Raw genomic sequence first — 19803 nt, 5'->3', positions numbered from 1 at the left:
GGACCGTCAGGCCTCCGCCGCCGCCCGCAACCGCGCGAACTCCTCCGCCATCGTCGCCGCAGTCCAATGTGCGTTCAGCCCGGAGGGATTCGGCAGTACCCACACCCGCGTGTTCCCGATCGTCCTGGCCTGCGGCCCCACCTGGGCCGTGCGGTCGTCGAACGCGGCCCGGTAGGCGGTGACCCCCACCACCGCCAGCCAACGCGGCCGCAACCGTGCCACCTTCAGCGACAGCAGGCGCCCGCCCTCGCGGTACTCCTCGGCGCTCAGCTCGTCGGCCCGAGCCGTCGCCCGTGCCACCACATTGGTGATCCCGAGCCCGTACGAGAGCAACTCACCCTGCTCCGACGGCTTCAGCAGCCGGGGCGTGAACCCGGACAGATGCAGCACCGGCCAGAAGCGGTTGCCCGGGCGGGCGAAGTGGTGGCCCGTCGCCGCGGTCATCAGGCCCGGGTTGATGCCGCAGAACAGCACGCGGAGGCCGTCCGCGACCACGTCCGGTACCAGGCGGTCGCGAGCGGCCTCCAACTCCTGTGCGGTGAAGCGCGTCAGAGGATCGCTCCCGGCGTGTAGCCCGCGGCCTCCGGGTGCTGCTTCACGAGCTCCTCGATCCGGCCGACGACGGTGCCGACCTGGTCGGCCGCGGCGCCCGTGAAGGACAGCTTGTCGGCCATCAACTCGTCCAGCTGCACACGTTCGAGCGGGATGCGCGAGTCGTCCGCGAGCTTGTCCAGCAGCTCATTGCGCTCGGCGCCCTGCTCGCGCATGGCCAGAGCACACGCCACCGCGTTCTCCTTGATCGCCTCGTGCGCGACCTCACGGCCGACCCCCGCGCGCACCGAGGCCATCAGTACCTTCGTCGTCGCCAGGAACGGCAGGTAGCGGTCCAGCTCGCGCGCCACGACCGACGGGAACGCGCCGAACTCGTCGAGCACCGTCAGGAACGTCTCCAGCAGCCCGTCCAGCGCGAAGAAAGCGTCCGGCAGTGCGACCCGGCGCACCACCGAGCAGGACACGTCACCCTCGTTCCACTGGTCGCCCGCCAGCTCGCCGGTCATCGAGGCGTAGCCGCGCAGGATCACCATCAGGCCGTTGACGCGCTCGCAGGAGCGGGTGTTCATCTTGTGCGGCATGGCGGAGGAGCCGACCTGGCCCGGCTTGAAGCCCTCGGTGACCAGCTCGTGCCCGGCCATCAGCCGGATCGTCTTCGCCAGCGAGGACGGCGCCGCCGCCAGCTGCACCAGCGCGGTGACGACCTCGTAGTCGAGTGAGCGCGGGTAGACCTGGCCGACCGACGTGAAGGCGGTGGAGAAGCCCAGGTGGTCGGCGATCCGCTTCTCCAGCTCCGCGAGCTTCGGCGCGTCCCCGCCCAGCAGGTCCAGCATGTCCTGCGCCGTACCGACCGGGCCCTTGATGCCGCGCAGCGGATAGCGGCCCAGCAGCTCCTCCACCCGCCCGTACGCGACGAGCAGCTCGTCGGCCGCGGTCGCGAACCGCTTGCCGAGGGTCGTGGCCTGCGCGGCGACGTTGTGCGAGCGGCCGGCCATGACCAGCTCGCCGTACTCACCCGCCAGCTTGCCCAGGCGCGCCAGGACGGCCACCGTGCGGTCGCGCATCAGTTCCAGCGAGAGCCGGATCTGCAGCTGCTCGACGTTCTCCGTCAGGTCGCGGGACGTCATGCCCTTGTGCACCTGCTCGTGCCCGGCGAGGTCGTTGAACTCCTCGATCCGCGCCTTCACGTCGTGGCGCGTGATCTTCTCGCGCTCGGCGATGGAGGCCAGGTCGACCTGGTCGAGGACGCGCTCGTAGTCGGCGATCGCCGCGTCCGGCACCTCGATACCGAGGTCCTTCTGGGCCCGCAGCACGGCGAGCCAGAGCTGACGCTCCAGCCTCACCTTCTGCTCGGGCGACCAGAGCGTGGCGAGCTCGGCGGAGGCGTAGCGTCCGGCGAGGACGTTCGGGATGCGGGGCTTGGCGGGCGCAGAAGTCACGTAACCGGATTCTACTGGCGGTTTGTGCAGGCCAGCGCCACGGATGCGTTTGGTGGAACCTACGAGATCTGGGTCACGCCCTGGAGTCGGCCGGAAGGTCTTCGCCCCCGCCGCCCCTACCCGTCCCATCCCCAGGGGCTCCGCCCCTGGACCCCGGGGCAGAAGCGGTCGGATGGAAGGCAGGGTGGGGGTGGTGGGGGAAGCCCTGGGGCTCCGCCCCCGACCGCGACGGGGACTGCGTCCCCTGTACCCCTCGCTGGGGGTTGCCGGCCCCCGCACCTCGCTTCGGCCAGGCATCCCCATGCGGATTTACAGCACCGGGCCCTCGGGCGGCTGGAGCTCGGGCTGCTTCGGTCAGGTATCCCCGTGCGGGGTTACAGCACCGGGCCCTCGTACGGCAGGAGCTCCGGTCGTTTCGGTGGGAGTCCGTCCCCGGACGACCGGCCCGTCAGGCGGCGGGCGATCCACGGCAGCAGGTGCTGTCGGGCGAATCGCACGTCCGCGACCCGGCGGGCCGCCCAGCCCGGCGGTAGGGTCGCCGGCATCGGCGTGTGCCAGTCCGGGTCCTCGGGGTCGTATCCGAGCGTCTGCCACACCGCCTCCGCGACCCGCCGGTGCCCCTCGGCCGTCAGGTGCAGCCGGTCCACGTCCCACAGCCGGGGGTCGCCGAGCGAGGGCGCTCCGTACAGGTCGACCACCACCGCGCCGTGCCGCGCGGCCAGCTCGTCGACGCAGGCGAAGAGCTCCTCCATGCGCGGCCGGAACCGCTCCAGGACCGGGCCCTGCCGTCCCGGGCTCCGCATCAGGACGAGCTGCTTGCACGACGGAGCCAGCCGTTCCACGGCCTCCTCCAGGAGCCCGCGCACCCGGCCCATGTCGCACTTGGGGCGCAAGGTGTCGTTGAGCCCGCCGACGAGCGTGATGACATCGGCGCCCATCGCGGCCGCCACATCCACCTGCTCGTCGACGATCTGCCCGATCAGCTTGCCGCGCACGGCCAGGTTGGCGTACCGGAAGCCGGGCGTATGGGCGGCCATCCGTGCCGCGAGCAGGTCGGCCCAGCCCCGGTAGGTGCCGTCGGGCAGCAGGTCCGACATGCCCTCGGTGAAGGAGTCGCCTACCGCGACCAGGCTGGTGTACTGGGGAGAGGGATTCGTCTGCATGGCGTTCGAGATGGTATCCCGAGGCGCATACCCGACGGTCGGTCGGCCCCTTCACCCACCGCCCCTACGCACGCTGCCCGAACAGCTCCCGCAGCACGTCCTCCATGGTCACCAGCCCTGCCAGCCGCCCGTCCGACCCGAGCACGGCCGCCAGGTGCGTACGGCTGCCGCGCATCGCGGTGAGCACGTCGTCCAGCGGTGTCGTCTCCCGTACGCGCGCGATGGACCGCATGTCGCGCAGCCGGAACGGCACATCCCGCGGCGAGGCGTCCAGCGCGTCCTTCACATGCAGGTAGCCGACGATCCGGCGTCCCTCGTCCACGACGGGGAAGCGGGAGAACCCGGACTCGGCCGACAGCCGCTCCAGCTCCTCCGGCGTGACGCCCACGCGCGCGTAGAAGACGCGTTCCAGCGGGAGCACGACGTCCCGCACGGGCCGGCGGCCCAGTTCCAGGGCGTCGTGCAGCCGCTCTTGAGCGCGGACGTCGATGAGTCCGGCCGCACCGGAGTCCTTGACCAGGCGGGCCAGCTCGGCGTCGGAGAAGGCGGCCGTGACCTCGTCCTTGGTCTCGATCCGCAGCAGCTTCAGCAGCCCGTTCGCGAAGGCGTTGATCGTGAAGATCACCGGTCGCAGCGTCCGGGACAGCGCCACCAGCGGCGGCCCGAGCAGCAGTGCGCTGCGCACCGGCTCCGCGAGCGCGACGTTCTTCGGCACCATCTCGCCGAGCAGCATGTGCAGATACGTCGCCAGGGTCAGCGCGATCACGAAGGACACCGCGTGTCCCGCGCCGCTCGGCACACCCATCGCGTGGAACACCGGCTCCAGCAGATGCGCGATCGCCGGTTCCGCGACCACACCGAGCACCAGCGTGCACAGGGTGATGCCGAGCTGTGCCGCCGCCATCAGCGCCGACACGTGCTGCAGCCCCCACAGCACGCTCCTGGCCCGCCGGTCGCCCTGCTCGGCGTGCGGCTCGATCTGGGAGCGGCGTACGGAGATCAGCGCGAACTCGGCGCCCACGAAGAAGGCGTTGACGACCAGCGTCGCCAGACCGATCAGCAGCTGTACGGCGATCATGCCTGGGCCTCCTTCTCGTCGTCGAGCGGCGCGTGCAGCAGCACCCGTGCCGCCCTGCGCCCCGCGGCGTCCAGCACTTCCAGGCGCCAGCCGGCCACCTGGACCGTGTCGCCGGCGGCGGGTATCCGGCCCAGTTCGGTCGCGACGAGTCCGGCCAGTGTCTCGTAGGGACCCTCGGGCGGCCGCAGGCCGACGCGCGCGAGCTGGTCCATGCGGGCGGCACCGTCGGCGGAGTACAGGGCGTGGCCGTCCTCGTCCGTGCCGGCCGGGGCGAGGTCGGGCGTCTCGTGCGGGTCGTGCTCGTCGCGCACCTCGCCGACGACCTCCTCGACGATGTCCTCCAGCGTCGCGACGCCCGCCGTGCCGCCGTACTCGTCGATGACCACGGCCATCGTCCGCTTGCCGGACAGCCGGTCCAGGAGCCGGTCCACGGTGAGGGACTCCGGGACGAGGAGCGGTTCGCGCATCAGCTCGGAGACGGGCACGCGGGGCCGGCGTTCGGCGGGCACGGCCAGGACGTCCTTGACGTGCGCGGTGCCCACGACCGAGTCGAGGTTGCCGCGGTAGACCGGGAACCGCGACAGCCCCGTGGCCCGGGTCGCGTTCGCCACGTCCTCGCAGGTCGCCTGCGCGTCGAGGGCCACGACCTGCACGCGCGGCGTCATCACGTTCTCCGCGGTCAGGTCGGTGAGGTTCAGGGTGCGTACGAACAGCTCGGCGGTGTCCGGCTCCAGGGCGCCCTCGCGGGCGGAGTGCCGGGCGAGGGCGGCCAGTTCCTGCGGACCGCGCGCGGAGGCCAGCTCCTCGGCGGGTTCGAGGCCCAGGCGGCGCACCATGCGGTTGGCGGTGTTGTTGAGGTGGGTGATGAACGGGCGGAACAACGCGCTGAACCAGCGCTGGGCGTTGCCCACCCGCTTGGCCACGGCCAGCGGTGAGGAGATCGCCCAGTTCTTGGGCACCAGCTCGCCCACGACCATCAGGAAGACCGTCGACAGGGCCGTGCCCAGCACGAGGGCGATCGAGGAGGCCGTGGAGCGGGAGATGCCCAGCGACTCCAGCGGGCCCGCGATCAGCCGGGCGATGGACGGCTCGGCGAGCATGCCGACCACCAGGTTGGTGACGGTGATGCCGAGCTGCGCACCGGAGAGCTGGAACGTGAGTTTCCGTACGGCCTTCAGAGCGCCGGCCGCGCCGCGCTCGCCGCGCTCGACGGCACGTTCCAGTTCGCTGCGCTCGACCGTGGTCAGCGAGAACTCCGCGGCGACGAAGGCGCCACAGGCGAGGGAGAGCAGAATCGCCACGAGCAGGAGGAGCACTTCGGTCATCGGGTCACCCCCGTCCCATGGTCCGGCAGGGCAGGGGGGAATGCGCGATGGCTGATACTGGGAGGCTCGCCCATGGGCGGACGCTCACACCTTTCTTGGAGGACCGAGTGGTCCTCCAAGAGTAAAGGACCGGCAAAGGGTGTCAGGACTCGGCCAGGGGCTTCACCCAACGCCGCCAGTGCTCCTCGGGCGCGTACCCGGCCGCGCGCCAGGCGTGGTGCGCCCTCTCGTTGCGGGTCAGCACCATCGCGTCCCCGCGGCGCCCGCCGAGCCGTACGAACCGCTCCTCCGCGGCGGTGAGCAGCGCCCCGCCGATGCCCTGGCGGCGGTACTCCGGGTGCACCGCCAGCCGGTAGAGGTGGCAGCGCCAGCCGTCGAAGCCCGCGATCACCGTGCCGACCAGCTCACCGTAGAGCTCCGCCAGTATCAGCGCCTCCGGGTCACGGGCGACCAGCCGCTCCACGCCGTCCCGGTCGTCGCTGATGCTCGTCCCCTCGGCGGCGGTCTTCCAGAAGGCCAGCACGGTGTCGAGGTCGTCGGGCGTCGCGGCCCGTATCCGCAGGTCCGTCATGCCGTGATCCCATCACCGGCGGGCGCTTCGGGGCACGCGATTTCAGCATCCGGACGCACGCCCGGCGTACCTCGCGTCACTCGTGCGCTATCGCCGCCAGCACGTTCATCCGCGAGGCCCGCAGGGCGGGCAGCAGCGCCGCCACGACGCCGAGCACCGCCGAGCCGATCACCACCGCGACGATCGTGCCCCACGGGATCGCCAGCGCCGTCATGCCCTGCAACGCGAGCACCTGCTGGGTGCACACCCCCCACACCAGGCCCAGCGCAAGGCCCAGGACCGCGCCGAAGACCGCGATCACCACCGACTCCAGCCGGATCATCCGGCGCAGTTGCCGCCGGGCCAGCCCGATGGCGCGCAGCAGCCCGATCTCCCGGGTGCGCTCCACGACCGACAGGGTGAGGGTGTTCACCACGCCGAGCACGGCGATGATGATCGCGAGCCCCAGGAGGGCGTACACGAGGTAGAGCAGCACGGAGATCTGGTCGCGCACCAGCTGCTTGTAGTCGGCCAGGTCCCGGACCTGCAGCTGCGGATACGCGTCGAGCGTCCGCTCCAGGTTCCTGCGCAGGTCGTCGTCGCTCGTGCCCGGGGCGGCGTTGACGTACAGCACGGAGTCCTGCCCGCCCGGCGCGTACCGCTCCAGGGTGGCGAGGCCGAAGTAGATCCCGCCCTGCAGTCCGAAGCCCTCGGCGGACTCCTGGTCGGTGAGGCCGCCGACGGTCAGTTCGGCGGTGCGTCCGCCCTGGAACTCGACGGGGACCGTGCTGCCGAGCCGTACGCCGTGGTCCCGCGCGAAGTCCAGGTCCATCGCAAGGTGCCCGGCGGCCAGCGCGGCGGCGCTGTCGCCCCCGGCGTAGGTGATGTTGGCGACCTCGTCGAGCCGCCGGTCGTAGCCGGCGGCGGTCGTCTCGACGCGGGCGCCGTCGGGCAGGAGGGCCGCGATCGGCGTGAACCGCGAGCGCACCACGAGCCCCACGCCCTCGGTGCCGCGCACCTGGTCGGTGACCTCCGGCGGGAAGGGCACGAAGTTGTTCTGGATCACGAAGTCGGCGCCGAGCGTCTGGTCGATCTGCCGGTCGAACGACTTCGTGATCGAGGCGCTCGCCACCGACAGCCCGCCGACCAGCGCGAGGCCCACCATGAGCGCGGCAGCCGTGGCGCCGGTACGGCGGGGGTTGCGCAGGGCGTTGCGCTGGCTCATCCGGCCGATGGAACCGAACAGCGCCGGGAAGGCCCCGCCCAGCACCCGGATCACCGGCCGGACCAGGAGAGGTCCCGCGACCACGGTGGCGATGAGGGTCAGGAGCACCCCGAGGCCCAACAGGGATGCCGCCGTTCCCGTCTCGGACGACACCACGCAGCCCGCGAGCGCTGCTGCGCCCGCCGCTCCCATGACCGCGCCCACCACCGCACGCACCTTGAGCGGTCGGCCCACCGCGGCGACCTCGGCGTCGGAGAGCGCCGCCATCGGCGAGACGCCCGCCGCGCGCCGGGCCGGGAGGTACGCGGCGACGAAGGTGACGCCGACACCGACGACGTACGCCGTGAGGGGTGTCGCCCAGCCGATGACCATCTCGGTGGACTTGATGTTCATGCCGAGCAGGCCCATCAGTTCGATGAGGCCGACGGCGAGCCCGATACCGGCGGCCAGACCCAGCGTGGAGCCGACCAGGCCGAGCAGCAGCGCCTCGGTGAGCACCGAGCGGCGCACCTGGCGCCGGTCGGCGCCCAGCGCGCGCAGCAGACCCAGCTCGCGGGTGCGCTGCGCGATCAGCATCGAGAAGGTGTTGACGATCAGGAACACGCCCACGAGGACGGCGACCCCGGCGAAGCCGAGCATCACGTACTTGATGACGTCGAGGAAGTCGCCGAGCTGTTCGACGTCCGACTGGGCCTGCTCGTCGGCGGTCCGGAAGTTGTAGCGGTCGGCGCCGAGGGTGGCCGCGACGCGCTGCTTGAGCGTGGTGTCGCTCACGCCGTCCGCCGCGTCCACGGTGATGCTCGTGGCGGCTCCCTTGACGCCCAGCAGCTTCCTCTGGGCGGTCGGCGTGTCGACGAACACCAGTGCGGCACCGGGATTGGTGGTCGTGAACGTGGCGATGCCGACGACCTCGACCCGGAAGGAGCCGGGTGCGGCGATCACCGTCACGACGTCCCCGATCCGTACGTTCCTGCGGTCGGCGGTCTCGGAGTCGATCAGCGCCTCGGTGGGCCCGTGCGGGGCGTGGCCGGAGGTCAGCTCGACGGGGCTGCGGTCGCTCGGGTTCCAGTTGGTGCCGATCGTGGGGGCGCCGGTCGTCGGGCCGACCGATTCGTTGTCGGCGTTGACGACCGTGATGTTCGTGGCCTCGGCCTCCGCGCGGGCGGCGGCCACGCCGTCGACCCGGGCGACCCGGTCGGCGAGCGCGGCGGGCAGCGTGGCCGTCGCACCGGACGGCAGCACCTCGTCGAGGGTCTCCTTGGGGGTCACGGTGACGTCCGCCGCGGTCGATGCGAAGAGCCGGTTGAAGGTGCGGCTGACGGTGTCCGAGAAGATCAGGCTGCCCGCGACGAACGCCACGGACAGCAGCACGGCCAGCGCCGAGAGCAGCAACCGCCCCTTGTGGGCGACGAAACTCCGGAGCGTTGCCCTGAGCATGGGTTTCAGTCCCTCTGGACGGGGGCGGCGGCGTCGGTCCGGCGGCGGATCACGTCGAACCGCTTCATACGCTCCAGCACGGCCTCCGCCGTCGGCCGCTCCATCTCGTCGACGATCCGTCCGTCACCGAGGAAGAGCACCAGGTCGGAGTGGGCGGCGGCGCCAGGGTCGTGGGTGACCATGACGACGGTCTGCCCGAGGTCGTCGACGGCCCCGCGCAGGAAGCCGAGGACCTCCAGACCGGCCCGCGAGTCGAGGTTGCCGGTCGGCTCGTCCGCGAAGATCAGCTCGGGGCGGGAGGCCAGCGCGCGGGCGCAGGCGACGCGCTGCTGCTGGCCGCCGGACAGCTGCGAGGGCCGGTGCCCCAGCCGGTCCCGCAGGCCGAGCGTGTCGATGACCTGGTCCAGCCACTCCCGGTCGGGCTTCTGGCCCGCGATGTCCATGGGCAGGGTGATGTTCTCGAGCGCGTTCAGCGTCGGGATGAGGTTGAACGACTGGAACATGAACCCGATCCGGTCCCGCCGCAGCCTGGTCAGCTCGCGCTCCTTCAGCCCCGTGATCTCGGTGTCGCCGAGCCACACCTGTCCGGCCGAGACGGTGTCGAGCCCGGCCAGACAGTGCATCAGCGTGGACTTCCCGGAGCCCGACGGGCCCATGACGGCGGTGAAGCGGCGGCGCGCGACGTCCACGTCCACCGAGTCCAGGGCGAGCACCGTCGTCTCGCCCGAGCCGTATGCCTTGGTGAGACCGCGGGCGCGGGCCGCGACCCCGTCGGCCGGTGCGAGCCCCGGGGCGTGCTCCGCAGCAGGTGTGGACAAGGCTGCCTCCTTGATCGCGCCTCGCTCGTGGACGTCACGAGTTCCGTGCCTGCGCCGAGGGCGATGTGATCCGCACCACAAACGGTATCCCGCCGAGGTCGCGGGCGGTCTCCATTCCAGGTCGGGCCCGGATGTGGTGGTAAGGGGCACTCGCTGCCCCTCGTGCGACGCCCTTGCTACTGCTAGCATTCCGGCGCTAGCTTCGAGGTATGGCCAAGACCCAGCTGAACGTCCGCGTCGACGAGGACACCGCCCGCGCGGCCCGCGAACGCGCCCTCGCGCGCGGCATGAGCGTCAACCGCTACATCGAAGAGCTCGTGCGGCAGGACACCGGAGAGGTCGGCCACACCTTCGTGGAGGCCGCCGCCGACTTCATGAAGCAGTACGAGTCCGTCTTCGCCGAGGAGTTCGACGGGGGCGCCCCCGCTCATGGGGGTCCCCCCGCGCGAGCGAAGCCGAGCGTGTGGGAGAAGTCGAGCGTGGGGGAGGACCGTCAAGGCCGCACGAGCGAAGGTCGCCACTGATCCGTTGAGCGACCTCACCATCGACCTCGCCTGGCTCCTGATGCTCGCCGAACAGAAGACGCCGGGAGATCCCCAGGTCACCGACTGGGGAGCCCTCGTCGCCGCGGTCGCGCGCCACCAGGCCGAGATCTTCGACGTCCCCGTCTACGACACCCCGCACGCGCGTGCCGCGGCCCTGCTCCAACTGCTGATCCACGTCCCCGCGCTGGAGCGCTCCAACGCCCTGTTCGCCTCCGCGGTCGCGTACGCCTACCTGGTCGCCAGCGGCGTCAAGGTCGTCACCTCGCCCGTGCAGGTGCGTGACCTGGCCCGGCTGGTGAAAAGCGGTGAGGCGTCGGTGCACGACATCGCGCGCGAACTGCAGCAGTGGAGCCTGTGACGCCCGGCCCTACTCGTCGGGGCGCCACGCGGTGCCCAGCACGCAGAACGACGTGGGCAGCGTCGGCCCCTTCTCCGGCATCAGCATCCGCCGGTACGGGCCCAGTTCGAATCCGGCGTCCCTGAGCGCGGCGACCGGATCCCGGGACAGATGGCAGCCGCCGTTCAGCGGCGGCCACACCGTGCGGTCCAGCGTGCGCTGGGTGAACGTCATCGCCCGGCCGCCGCCCCGCCCGTGCTCGAAGAACCGCACCTGACCGCCGGGCCGCAGCACCCTGCGCACCTCGCCCAGGGCGCGCGGCACATCCCGCACACTGCACAGCACCAGCGACAGCACCACCGCGTCGAAGGCCTCGCTCTTGACCGGCAGCGCCTCCGCCGCCCCCGGCACCACGTCGACGGGCATCTGGGCGCGCAGCGCGGCCTCCACCGCCAACTGCCGCAGACTGCGCTCGGGTTCGATCGCCACGACCTCCGAGACCGTACGCGGATAGTGCGCGAAGTTCAGTCCGTTGCCCGCGCCGATCTCGAGCACGCGTCCGGACAGCCCGGCGAGCAGCCGGTCGCGCACCCCGGCCATGCCCAGCCGGCTCTCGGCGGCCACGCTGACGCGGGCGTAGTAGCGGGCGAACAGCGGATGGTGCACGGGATCCCGCGCCGACTTCCGGGCGCTGGCGGACCTTAGCGGCATGAGGACCTCCCTCCCAGGACGGGTAAGTACCGCGATTCTCCCCCCGGCACGGCGCCATACGCCCCACACCGATGGCTGCCGAACGCGGCAGCAGGCCCTCGGGGGGTCTCGGCAAGGGGCCCACGACCCCCGGCTAGGGTGGATTGCTCGGGTCATGCACACCGTCATCGAGGAGTCAAGGTGCAGACACCGCTGTCCTGGTTAGCCGGCCGATACACCTGGGGGCCGCGCAGTGTGCGCATGGCCGCCGTGGCGTCCGTGGTCGCCGCCATCGGGATCATCGTCACCGGCGGCGTGGTCCGGGTCACCGGCTCCGGGCTCGGCTGCCCCGAGTGGCCCGCGTGCTCCGGCGACAGCCTCGCTCCCACCGCCGAGATGGGACTGCATGGCGCGATCGAGTTCGGCAACCGTCTCCTCACCGGTGTGCTGTGCGCGGTGGTCGGCTGGCTCATCATCGCCGCCCGGCTGCAGCGCGAACCCTCCCGGCCGGTGCTGCGCGGGGGGTGGGCACAGTTCTGGGTCATCGTGCTCAACGCCGTCGTCGGCGGAATCACCGTGTGGATGCGGCTGAGCCCGTACATCGTCGCCGCGCACTTCCTCGCGGCGACCCTCCTCCTGACCGCGGCGGTGGTCACCTGGGAACGGCTGCGCGAGGCGGACCACGACGTGCCCGCCCCGACGGTCCTGCCGCGACGCTGTGCCGTCCTGGCCCGTGCCCTGCTGGTGTCGACGGCACTGCTGCTCGTGGTGGGCACGTCGGTCACCGGCTCGGGGCCGCACGCGGGCGACTCCTCCGGAGTGGACCGGATGCCGTTCGACTGGGTCGGCGCAACCGTCGTGCACGGCCTGCTCGCGGGGGTGTGCCTCGTCCTGAGCGGCCTGCTGTTCACCGCCCTGCCCGCCGGCACCCCGGCCCGCCGACGCACCGGGGTGTTCCTCGCCGTCTTCCTCGCACAGGGCTTCGTCGGTCTGTTCCAGGCCCTGACCGGTCTGCCCACGGTCGCGGTCATCCTGCATCTGCTCGGATCGGCGCTCGTCTGGGCGGGAGCGCTCCGCGTCAGCCTCGCGGTGGGTCGGGGGACGACTCGCGCGCCCGCGGCGGCGGCGCCACCGGTCGATCAGGTCCCGGCCGCCACCAGGTCACGGTGTCCGCCTCGTCGTCCCGCAGGTACAGCCGCTGGTCCGCCGGCACGCGCCGCACACCGGTCCAGCAGGTCGCCTCGGTGAGGCCGTAGTCGAGCGTGGGCTGCATCAGCTCCCAGGCGACCATCTCCAGCCGGGGGCTGCTGCCGCACAGGCGTGCGAGCAACTCCGGGGAGTCGGAAGCGGCATGGCCGCCGTCCGGCAGGCGGGCGTGGAAGACCTGCCGCAGGCCTGAGGCGGTGCCCTGGACGTGCGTGGTGCGCCCGTCGGTGTAGATGATGTGGAAGCTGCCGGGCCGACGGTGCGCTGCCGCCATCACGGCGTGCACGTCGTCGTTGCGGTCGAGGACATGGGCGAGGTGGCTCGCGTCGGCCTCGGTCTCGCCGAACAACGCGAGGCGCCTGAGCCCGGCTTCGGCCACGACCAACCGGGCGTGCGTGGTGTCGGCGACGATCCAGGAATTCCCCGACCGGTCGCTGGCAATGGAAATCCGGTCGGCTTCCGCGAAGGAATCAGGAAACGTTTCCGTGCGCCTTCCGGAGAAAGTCACGAACCACGATGCATCCAATTTCTTCCCTCTCGCCGACCGGATTCCTCACGACACGTCAGATGATGGCGTCACCCTCGCCGTCGGCGCTCCCCCAGCCGTACCACATGGTCAGCTCGCTGAAGTCGCCCATCGGCACGATCTGAGGCGCCTCGTATTCGTTCTCCTCGAACTCGTTCACCGAATTTCACCTCCTTCACAGAAATCGAATTGACGCCACAAATCCATCATGGGCCGCCCAGGCCCTCTACCTCGTTTCCGGTCAACCGGAAGGAATGGGTCGGCGGCGGAGAAACGCGAACTCTGAATCGGGCCGGCGTTCGAAACCAGCCCGAGTGGATGTTGACCGGAACACTTCGCGAACAGGGCGCGAAAGGTGATCTTGACAGGGGCGACGTGATCGATCCAGCCGCGCGGAGACGTCCGGGTTGTCGGCCCGGCCGCGCGTCCGGAAATCGCCACCGCAGCGCAATGAAAGAGGTCGGCGGGCCCGAGCGGACCGACCGACCTCTTGGATGGCAGACCCCTAACGACGAGCCGGAGGCGCCTGACGCGCCCGGAAGGCCTCCGCGTCCCACGTCCCGTCCAGCCGCGGCGCGAGCCAGCCCGGCGCCGCCGCACGGAAGGCCGCCGGAGCCAGCGCCCCGGCGCCGGCGGGCACGGCGCCGAGGAGCGGGGCCCCGGCCACCTCCGGCAGGTCCGCGAGGTTGCACCGGGCGGCGAGGTCGGGCTCGCCGGGCCAGCTGCCGATGACGACCCCCGCCAGGTCGAGCCGCCGGGACCGTACTTCACGTGCCGTCAGCTCGGTGGTGTTCAGCGTGCCCAGCCCCGCGGACACCACGACCAGCACCGGCGCGGCGAGCAGCCCGGCCGCGTCGGCGAGGGTCCCGCCCGCCGCGTCGAACCGTACGAGCAGCCCGCCGGCACCCTCGACCAGCACCAGATCGTGCTCGGTGGCCAGCTTGGCCGCCGCTTCGGCGATCTCCTGCGGGTGCACCGGCGCCCGCCCGGCCCGCCGCGCGGCGGTGCCCGGCGCCAACGGCTCGGGATACCGGGCGAGTTCGGCCGCCGTGACGGCACCGGCGAGCCGCGCGACCTCGTCGGCGTCCCCGCGCTCGTCCGGCCGCAGGCCGGTCTGCGCGGCCTTGAGCACGGCCACCGAACGCCCGGCCGCCCGTGCGACGGCGGCGACCGCGGCCGTCGTGACCGTCTTGCCGACCTCCGTGCCCGTACCCGTGATCACCAGAACCGGCATGTCATCCCTCCCGCGCCGCGGCGCACACCGCGCGCCCGATCCGCGCCACGTCCGCGTCGTTCGTGACGTACGGCGGCATCGTGTAGACCAGATCGCGGAACGGCCGCAGCCACACGCCCTCGCGCACCGCCGCCCTCGTCGCCGCGGCCATGTCGATCGCGTGGTCGAGCTGGACGACGCCGATGGCGCCGAGGACCCGGACGTCCCGCACACCCGGAAGGTCCGCGGCCGGAGCCAGCCCCTCCCACAGCCCCGTCTCGATCCGCTTGACCTCCGCCGACCAGTCCTGGCCGAGCAGCAGCTCGATGGAGGCGCAGGCCACGGCCGCGGCCAGCGGATTGCCCATGAACGTCGGCCCGTGCGCGAGCACCGGCACCTCACCCCGCGAGATGCCGTCGGCCACCCGCGAGGAGCACAGCGTCGCCGCCATCGTCAGGTAGCCGCCGGTCAGCGCCTTGCCCACGCACATCACGTCCGGCGCGAGAGCCGCATGCTCCGCCGCGAACAGCGCGCCCGTACGCCCGAACCCGGTCGCGATCTCGTCGAACACCAACAGCACGTCGTGCGCGTCGCACGCCTCGCGCAGCACCCGCAGATACGCGGGGGAGTGGAAACGCATCCCTCCCGCGCCCTGCACCACGGGCTCGACGATCACCGCGGCCAGTTCGTCGGCGTGCCGTTCGATCATCGCGCGCAGCTGGTCGGCGTACGACTCCTCGTACTCCGTCGGGGGCGCGTCCGCGAACACCTGACGGGGCAGCACCCCGGTCCACAGCTCGTGCATTCCGCCCTCGGGGTCGCACACCGACATCGGCTGCCACGTGTCGCCGTGGTAGCCGCCGCGCCAGGTCAGCAGGCGCTGCTTGCGCGGGCGGCCGAGCGAACGCCAGTACTGCAGACACATCTTGACCGCGACCTCGACCGACACCGAGCCGGAGTCGGCGAGGAAGACATGCTCCAGACCGTCGGGCGACATGTCGACAAGGAGCTTTGCCAGGCGTACGGCGGGCTCGTGCGTGAGCCCGCCGAACATCACATGGCTCATCCGGCCGAGCTGCTCACGCGCGGCCTCGTCGAGCACCGGGTGGCGGTAGCCGTGGATCGCCGACCACCAGGACGACATGCCGTCGACCAGCTCACCCGAGCCGTCCGCCAACCTCAGCCGCGCCCCGCTCGCCGCCTCCACGACGAGCGGTTCCTGCCGGCCCGGCATCGGCCCGTACGGATGCCAGACATGCCGCCGGTCGAGGTCCAGCAGCTCGGGCACGGTCAGCTCAGGCATTGGGCGCGAGGTCCGTTCCGGCTCCTCTGCGGCGCACGGCCACCAGGTCGGTGCGCGCCTCGGGGACCGTCTCGGCCGCCGACGCCGACGCCGAGCCGCACGTCGAGGCGCAGCCGCCGGTCGCCCGGTGCTCCGGCAGCGTCACCTCGTCCGTGCCCTCCACCTCGAACCCGGCGTCCGCGATCATCTCCAGGTCGGCCTTGCCGGCCTGGCCCTCGCTGGTGAGGTAGTCGCCGAGGAAGATGGAGTTGGCCAGATGCAGGGCCAGCGGCTGCATGGTGCGCAGGTGCACCTCGCGGCCACCGGCGATGCGCACCTCGACGTCCGGGCAGACGAACCGGACCATCGCCAGGATGCGCAGGCACCGTTGCGGCGTGAGGTGCCACTCCTTGGCGAGCGGAGTGCCCTCGAACGGGATCAGGAAGTTGACCGGCACCGAGTCCGGGTCCAGCTCGCGCAGCGAGAACACCACGTCGACGAGGTCCGCGTCGCTCTCGCCCATTCCGGCGATCAGACCGGAACACGCCGACAGCCCGGCTGCGTGCGCCTTCTGGACCGTGTCCACCCGGTCGGCGTACGTGTGCGTCGTCGTGATGTCCGCGTACGTTCCTTCGGAGGTGTTGAGGTTGTGGTTGTACGCGTCCGCGCCGGCCGTGCGCAGCCGCTCGGCCTGGCCGTCGGAGAGCAGACCGAGGCAGGCGCACACCTCGACGCCTTCGTTCTGGTCCTTGATCGCCTTGATGGTCTCGGAGACCCGGTCGACGTCACGGTCCGTCGGGCCCCGTCCGCTGGCCACCAGACAGACCCGCTTGGCACCCCCGGCGAGCCCCGCGGCCGCGGCCTGCGAGGCCTCGTCGGGCTTGAGCCAGGTGTACTTGAGGATGCCGGCCTTCGATCCGAGCCGCTGGGAGCAGTAGGAGCAGTCCTCGGGGCACAGGCCCGACTTGAGGTTGACGAGGTAGTTGAGTTTCACCCGTCGGCCGAACCAGTGCCGGCGCACCTTGCCGGCCGCGGCCACCACATCGAGCAGGTCGTCGTCGGAAGTGGCGAGGACGGCCAGTGCTTCCTCGCGGGTCGGCAACTCGCGCCGAAGCCCCTTGTCCACGAGCGTGTTCAGCAGGTCCATGAGAGCCGATCCTGTCCTAAGGCACCACCTCCGGCCAAGGAGAGTTTGCACAGCTCTGGCAGTTCGTCGTGTGGGTATTGCCACACACTGAGCTGCGTTGCGTCCCGCTAGGGTCTGTGCATTACCTACAAAAGTCCCGGAGGGCTCATGGCGTTCGGCTGGATCGACGAGCAGGCGGAGCTGCGCCGGCGCGCCGGACTCGTACGGACCCTGCGCCCCCGCTCCGCCGACACACCGCTGCTGGACCTGGCGAGCAACGACTACCTGGGGCTGGCCCGCCACCCCGAGGTCACCGAGGGCGCCGCGCGGGCCGCGCGCACCTGGGGCGGCGGCGCCACCGGTTCCCGGCTCGTCACCGGCACCACCGAGCTGCACGGCGAACTCGAACGCGAGCTGGCCGACTTCTGCGGCTTCGAGGCGGCCCTGGTCTTCTCCTCCGGGTACGCGGCCAACCTCGCCGCGGTCACCGCACTCGCGCCGCACGGCTCCCTGATCGTCTCCGACGCCGGCAACCACGCCTCGCTGATCGACGGCTGCCGGCTGGCCCGCGGTACGACCCAGGTCGTCGCGCACGCCGATCCGGACGCGGTGCGCAAGGCGCTGCAGACACACGAGGGGCCGGCCGTCGCCGTGTCCGACACGGTCTTCTCGGTCGACGGCGACGCCGCACCGCTCGCCGCACTGGCCGAGGCGTGCCGCACGCACGGCGCCGGGCTGGTCGTCGACGACGCCCACGGCCTCGGTGTGCTCGGTGACGGCGGCCGGGGCGCCCCGTATGCGGCGGGGCTCGCGGGCGCCGACGATGTCGTCGTGACGGTGACGCTGTCCAAGTCGCTCGGCAGTCAGGGCGGCGCCGTGCTCGGCCCCGCCGGGGTGATCGACCACCTGGTCAACGCGGCCAGGACCTTCATCTTCGACACCGGCCTCGCCCCCGCGGCCACGGGCGCGGCCCTGGCGGCACTGAGACTGCTGCGTCGCGAACCCGAGCGGGCGGCGCGGGCGCACGCGGTGGCGGACGAACTGCACGCCCGGTTGACGGGTATGGGGCTGGAGGCGGTACGCCCGGACGCCGCGGTCGTCTCCGTGCGCGGGCCGTCCCCGGAGGGGGCCGTGCGTTGGGCGGCCGACTGCCGCGCCGCGGGGCTCGCCGTGGGCTGCTTCAGGCCTCCTTCCGTGCCCGACGGCATCTCCCGGCTGCGGCTGACGGCCCGCGCGGACCTCTCCGGGGACCAGATCGAACGCGCTGTACGTGTGATCGGTGAAACGCGACCATGAGTCGGCGTACCACGGCCGTGCATCACGCGATGCGGACCTGATCAGATCCGATCAGGAAGTGACACTGGTCAGGGGTGGTCAGGGGTCGGTGCGCCGCACCGGAACGAGGCCGTGAATCCCGCCCAGCTCTCGGGAGAGAAGAGCAGCGCGGGTCCGGCCGGGTCCTTGGAGTCGCGCACGGCGAGCAGTCCGGCGCCTGGGCCGTGATCCGGCCGGGCCGTCTCCACACAGTTGTTCGCTCCGGTGCTGTAGCTGCTGCGCAGCCAGTGCACACCGAGCAGTCGAGTGCTGGAAGGTACGTTCCGAGGCAGTGCGGTCATGGTGCCTCCTTACGCGCCGTCACCTATCCCGGCGATGTAATCCAACGAGTCCTCGGGCGAAAGGGCATGAAACTGAAGGACGTTGAAGGCCTCGGTGTAGGCCTCTACGTCTTCTTTCCGTTCGAGGTAGAGGCTACTCGTCAAGTGGTCGAGAACAACCACATCCAGATCAGAAGTGCTCGGAAATGAGAAGACAACGAAAGGCCCGGTGATGCCGATGTGGGCTCCGGCCGCGAACGGCAACACCTGGAGCCGCACTTGGGGCAGCCGGGCCGCCTCCACCAGCCGTGCCAGCTGCCGGGCCATGACATCCGGTCCGCCGACCTCGCGGCGCAGCACCGCCTCGTCCAGTACGGCGCTCAGCGCCAGGGGCGGCTGCGAACGCAGCACGTCCTGCCGGGCCAGGCGTACCTCCACCAGGGCGTCGAGCCGGTCCTCGTCCAGGCCCTCCACCGCGGCCCGGGTCACCGCACGCGCGTACTCGGGCGTCTGGAGCAGCCCGGGGACGACGGAGGTCTCCAGTGTGCGCATCGCGCTCGCCTGGGACTCCAGGCTGATGAAGTCCCGGTAGGTGGGCGGCAGCACCCCGCGGTAGGCGTGCCACCAGTGGTCCCGGCCGTGGCCGCCGGAGTCCGCCAACGTCATGAGTACTTCGCGGAGTTGGGAGTCCGTCACCCGGTAGGCATCCAGGAGTAACCGCACGTCGGCCGGTTTCACCCCGCTCGCGCCGGTCTCGATCCGGCTCACCTTCGACTGGTGCCAGCCCACGAGCCGGGCCGCCTCGCCGCTCGTGAGGCCGGCGCGGCTGCGCAGTGTGCGCAATTCGGCACCAAGTTTCCGACGGCGCACCGCGGGGCCGTGCTGCATGGGAAACTCCTTACTCCTTCTGAGCCGCCCAAATACGGTCTGCCGTCGCAGAGTTCACCGCTTCGAGCGACAGATATATGCATATCTTGGTGGATCGCCACCGTGACCGGCGCGGTAGTGGCAGTCTGGCGACGAAGCACCAGTCCGGGACCGTACTCGAACCATCCGCTCCGTGTCGGACTCCGGTCCCGTGGGAAAGGGACGACCTCGCCATGGCAGACCATCTGGAAGCATCCGTCACTCTGCCGAGCGATCCAGCCTCGGTCTCCGCGGCTCGCGGCTACGTGGTCAGCACCCTCGCGGAGTGGGGCCTGGCGCCGGACAGTGAGGTGGCCGACACCATCCGGCTCATCGTCTCCGAACTCGCCACGAACGCCGTACAGCACACCTTCGGCCAGTCACCCACCTTCACGGTGGACATCGAACTCGACCGCGACGAACAGCTGCGCATCGGCGTGACAGACAGCCACCCGCGCTTCCCCAAGCGGCTACCGGCCGCCGTCCAGCAGGACAACGGCCGCGGCATGGTCATCATCCGCTGGCTGACCAACGAGTGCGGGGGGCGGCTGCGGGTGCGTCCCACCCGCGAGGGCGGCAAGACGGTCTCCATCGAACTGCCGTGGACCGTCCCCGCGCGGCCGGTGCCGGCGGCGGGGCCGCAGGAGTCGTAGGGCGCGTCCACCAGACAGCGCAGTGCGCCGTCCGTGCCCGGAGGGCGTCATGGACGGCGCAGGCGGATCCTGGCCCTGCTCCAGGTGCAGGGCGGGCCGGGGCGCACGGGCGGGGCGGTGGCGGTGCGTCAGGGCAC

20 protein-coding genes and 1 pseudogene are annotated in these 19803 nt (G+C 71.5%); 6 read left to right on the top strand and 15 right to left on the bottom strand.

Features of this window, described 5'->3' with window-relative positions; translation table 11 throughout:
• Positions 1–6 precede the first annotated feature (6 nt).
• Both mug and purB read right to left on the bottom strand, forming a co-directional pair.
• The gene (mug, locus tag ACTWQJ_RS10100) at positions 7–552 is read right to left on the bottom strand and encodes a G/U mismatch-specific DNA glycosylase (protein WP_443306297.1); all 546 of its coding nucleotides are present in this window, start codon (positions 550–552) and stop codon (positions 7–9) included.
• Positions 549–1991 carry an adenylosuccinate lyase gene (gene purB, locus ACTWQJ_RS10095; RefSeq protein ID WP_443306287.1) on the bottom strand — a complete coding sequence of 481 codons (1443 nt, stop codon included), beginning with the start codon at positions 1989–1991 and terminating at the stop codon, positions 549–551. Before purB ends, mug begins: the two co-directional genes overlap by 4 nt.
• 44 nt (positions 1992–2035) lie before the next feature.
• On the opposite strand from purB, the pseudogene ACTWQJ_RS10090 reads away from it, so the two are divergent.
• Positions 2036–2215 (top strand): annotated as a pseudogene (locus tag ACTWQJ_RS10090) (hypothetical protein); the annotation flags it as partial.
• A 150-nt stretch (positions 2216–2365) separates the two neighbouring features.
• Here ACTWQJ_RS10090 and ACTWQJ_RS10085 read toward each other — a convergent pair.
• From ACTWQJ_RS10085 to ACTWQJ_RS10060, 6 genes are all read right to left on the bottom strand, one after another.
• Positions 2366–3154, bottom strand: coding sequence for an SGNH/GDSL hydrolase family protein (locus tag ACTWQJ_RS10085; protein ID WP_443306286.1), 789 nt, complete (start codon positions 3152–3154; stop codon positions 2366–2368).
• Positions 3155–3218: 64 nt separating this feature from the next.
• Positions 3219–4232 (bottom strand): hemolysin family protein, encoded by a 1014-nt coding sequence (locus tag ACTWQJ_RS10080; protein ID WP_443306285.1) that lies wholly within the window; start codon positions 4230–4232, stop codon positions 3219–3221.
• Entirely contained in the window at positions 4229–5557 is a 1329-nt protein-coding gene (locus ACTWQJ_RS10075; protein WP_443306284.1) for a hemolysin family protein, read from the bottom strand. The genes ACTWQJ_RS10080 and ACTWQJ_RS10075 overlap by 4 nt, the downstream gene beginning before the upstream one ends.
• 142 nt (positions 5558–5699) lie before the next feature.
• The gene (locus ACTWQJ_RS10070; protein ID WP_443306283.1) at positions 5700–6128 is read right to left on the bottom strand and encodes a GNAT family N-acetyltransferase; all 429 of its coding nucleotides are present in this window, start codon (positions 6126–6128) and stop codon (positions 5700–5702) included.
• A gap of 76 nt (positions 6129–6204) precedes the next feature.
• Positions 6205–8769: an FtsX-like permease family protein gene (locus ACTWQJ_RS10065; protein ID WP_443306282.1), complete on the bottom strand. Its 2565-nt coding sequence runs from the start codon at positions 8767–8769 to the stop codon at positions 6205–6207.
• A gap of 5 nt (positions 8770–8774) precedes the next feature.
• Complete coding sequence (locus ACTWQJ_RS10060) at positions 8775–9587, bottom strand: ABC transporter ATP-binding protein (protein WP_443306281.1); 813 nt, start codon at positions 9585–9587, stop codon at positions 8775–8777.
• Positions 9588–9796: 209 nt separating this feature from the next.
• Between ACTWQJ_RS10060 and ACTWQJ_RS10055 the strand changes: the two genes are divergently transcribed.
• Together ACTWQJ_RS10055 and ACTWQJ_RS10050 are read left to right on the top strand one after the other, a co-directional pair.
• Entirely contained in the window at positions 9797–10111 is a 315-nt protein-coding gene (locus tag ACTWQJ_RS10055) for a toxin-antitoxin system HicB family antitoxin (RefSeq protein WP_443306280.1), read from the top strand.
• Between the two features lie 4 nt (positions 10112–10115).
• Positions 10116–10490 (top strand): fic family toxin-antitoxin system, toxin component, encoded by a 375-nt coding sequence (locus tag ACTWQJ_RS10050; protein WP_129796634.1) that lies wholly within the window; start codon positions 10116–10118, stop codon positions 10488–10490.
• Between the two features lie 9 nt (positions 10491–10499).
• Here ACTWQJ_RS10050 and ACTWQJ_RS10045 read toward each other — a convergent pair whose 3' ends face one another.
• The gene (locus ACTWQJ_RS10045; protein WP_443306279.1) at positions 10500–11180 is read right to left on the bottom strand and encodes a class I SAM-dependent methyltransferase; all 681 of its coding nucleotides are present in this window, start codon (positions 11178–11180) and stop codon (positions 10500–10502) included.
• Positions 11181–11360: 180 nt separating this feature from the next.
• Between ACTWQJ_RS10045 and ACTWQJ_RS10040 the strand changes: the two genes are divergently transcribed.
• The gene (locus ACTWQJ_RS10040; protein ID WP_443306278.1) at positions 11361–12407 is read left to right on the top strand and encodes a COX15/CtaA family protein; all 1047 of its coding nucleotides are present in this window, start codon (positions 11361–11363) and stop codon (positions 12405–12407) included.
• A 521-nt stretch (positions 12408–12928) separates the two neighbouring features.
• Here the strand turns inward: ACTWQJ_RS10040 and ACTWQJ_RS10035 are convergent.
• The 4 genes from ACTWQJ_RS10035 to bioB all read right to left on the bottom strand — a co-directional run bounded on the left by ACTWQJ_RS10035 (position 12929) and on the right by bioB (position 16533).
• The gene (locus tag ACTWQJ_RS10035; RefSeq protein ID WP_443306277.1) at positions 12929–13051 is read right to left on the bottom strand and encodes a lasso RiPP family leader peptide-containing protein; all 123 of its coding nucleotides are present in this window, start codon (positions 13049–13051) and stop codon (positions 12929–12931) included.
• A 345-nt stretch (positions 13052–13396) separates the two neighbouring features.
• Positions 13397–14125, bottom strand: coding sequence for a dethiobiotin synthase (gene bioD, locus ACTWQJ_RS10030; RefSeq protein WP_443306276.1), 729 nt, complete (start codon positions 14123–14125; stop codon positions 13397–13399).
• A 1-nt stretch (position 14126) separates the two neighbouring features.
• Positions 14127–15407, bottom strand: coding sequence for an adenosylmethionine--8-amino-7-oxononanoate transaminase (locus ACTWQJ_RS10025; protein ID WP_443306275.1), 1281 nt, complete (start codon positions 15405–15407; stop codon positions 14127–14129).
• On the bottom strand, positions 15400–16533 hold the full coding sequence (gene bioB, locus ACTWQJ_RS10020; protein WP_443306274.1) for a biotin synthase BioB: 1134 nt from the start codon (positions 16531–16533) through the stop codon (positions 15400–15402). The genes ACTWQJ_RS10025 and bioB overlap by 8 nt, the downstream gene beginning before the upstream one ends.
• A gap of 147 nt (positions 16534–16680) precedes the next feature.
• Here bioB and ACTWQJ_RS10015 point away from each other — a divergent pair, with 147 nt between their 5' ends.
• Positions 16681–17808 (top strand): 8-amino-7-oxononanoate synthase, encoded by a 1128-nt coding sequence (locus tag ACTWQJ_RS10015; protein WP_443306273.1) that lies wholly within the window; start codon positions 16681–16683, stop codon positions 17806–17808.
• A 68-nt stretch (positions 17809–17876) separates the two neighbouring features.
• Here the strand turns inward: ACTWQJ_RS10015 and ACTWQJ_RS10010 are convergent, their stop codons facing one another.
• Together ACTWQJ_RS10010 and ACTWQJ_RS10005 are read right to left on the bottom strand one after the other, a co-directional pair.
• Entirely contained in the window at positions 17877–18128 is a 252-nt protein-coding gene (locus ACTWQJ_RS10010) for a DUF397 domain-containing protein (RefSeq protein ID WP_443306272.1), read from the bottom strand.
• A 9-nt stretch (positions 18129–18137) separates the two neighbouring features.
• The gene (locus tag ACTWQJ_RS10005) at positions 18138–18995 is read right to left on the bottom strand and encodes a helix-turn-helix domain-containing protein (protein WP_443306271.1); all 858 of its coding nucleotides are present in this window, start codon (positions 18993–18995) and stop codon (positions 18138–18140) included.
• A 212-nt stretch (positions 18996–19207) separates the two neighbouring features.
• Between ACTWQJ_RS10005 and ACTWQJ_RS10000 the strand changes: the two genes are divergently transcribed.
• Positions 19208–19666, top strand: a complete 459-nt coding sequence (locus tag ACTWQJ_RS10000; RefSeq protein ID WP_443306270.1) for an ATP-binding protein — start codon at positions 19208–19210, stop codon at positions 19664–19666.
• Positions 19667–19803: the final 137 nt, after the last annotated feature.

Origin of the sequence: Streptomyces sp. KR55, from assembly GCF_052245645.1 — a bacterium.
Lineage (GTDB): Bacteria > Actinomycetota > Actinomycetes > Streptomycetales > Streptomycetaceae > Streptomyces > Streptomyces flavusporus.
This window is presented reverse-complemented; position numbering and strand designations above follow the sequence as displayed.

Excerpts from the sequence above, each read along its gene's own strand:
- ACTWQJ_RS10085 (WP_443306286.1), bottom strand. The coding sequence starts at position 3,154 with ATGCAGACGAATCCCTCTCCCCAGTACACCAGCCTGGTCGCGGTAGGC.
- ACTWQJ_RS10080 (WP_443306285.1), bottom strand. The coding sequence starts at position 4,232 with ATGATCGCCGTACAGCTGCTGATCGGTCTGGCGACGCTGGTCGTCAAC.
- ACTWQJ_RS10075 (WP_443306284.1), bottom strand. The coding sequence starts at position 5,557 with ATGACCGAAGTGCTCCTCCTGCTCGTGGCGATTCTGCTCTCCCTCGCC.
- ACTWQJ_RS10070 (WP_443306283.1), bottom strand. The coding sequence starts at position 6,128 with ATGACGGACCTGCGGATACGGGCCGCGACGCCCGACGACCTCGACACC.
- ACTWQJ_RS10065 (WP_443306282.1), bottom strand. The coding sequence starts at position 8,769 with ATGCTCAGGGCAACGCTCCGGAGTTTCGTCGCCCACAAGGGGCGGTTG.
- ACTWQJ_RS10055 (WP_443306280.1), top strand. The coding sequence starts at position 9,797 with ATGGCCAAGACCCAGCTGAACGTCCGCGTCGACGAGGACACCGCCCGC.
- ACTWQJ_RS10045 (WP_443306279.1), bottom strand. The coding sequence starts at position 11,180 with ATGCCGCTAAGGTCCGCCAGCGCCCGGAAGTCGGCGCGGGATCCCGTG.
- bioD (WP_443306276.1), bottom strand. The coding sequence starts at position 14,125 with ATGCCGGTTCTGGTGATCACGGGTACGGGCACGGAGGTCGGCAAGACG.
- ACTWQJ_RS10025 (WP_443306275.1), bottom strand. The coding sequence starts at position 15,407 with ATGCCTGAGCTGACCGTGCCCGAGCTGCTGGACCTCGACCGGCGGCAT.
- bioB (WP_443306274.1), bottom strand. The coding sequence starts at position 16,533 with ATGGACCTGCTGAACACGCTCGTGGACAAGGGGCTTCGGCGCGAGTTG.
- ACTWQJ_RS10015 (WP_443306273.1), top strand. The coding sequence starts at position 16,681 with ATGGCGTTCGGCTGGATCGACGAGCAGGCGGAGCTGCGCCGGCGCGCC.
- ACTWQJ_RS10010 (WP_443306272.1), bottom strand. The coding sequence starts at position 18,128 with ATGACCGCACTGCCTCGGAACGTACCTTCCAGCACTCGACTGCTCGGT.
- ACTWQJ_RS10005 (WP_443306271.1), bottom strand. The coding sequence starts at position 18,995 with ATGCAGCACGGCCCCGCGGTGCGCCGTCGGAAACTTGGTGCCGAATTG.
- ACTWQJ_RS10000 (WP_443306270.1), top strand. The coding sequence starts at position 19,208 with ATGGCAGACCATCTGGAAGCATCCGTCACTCTGCCGAGCGATCCAGCC.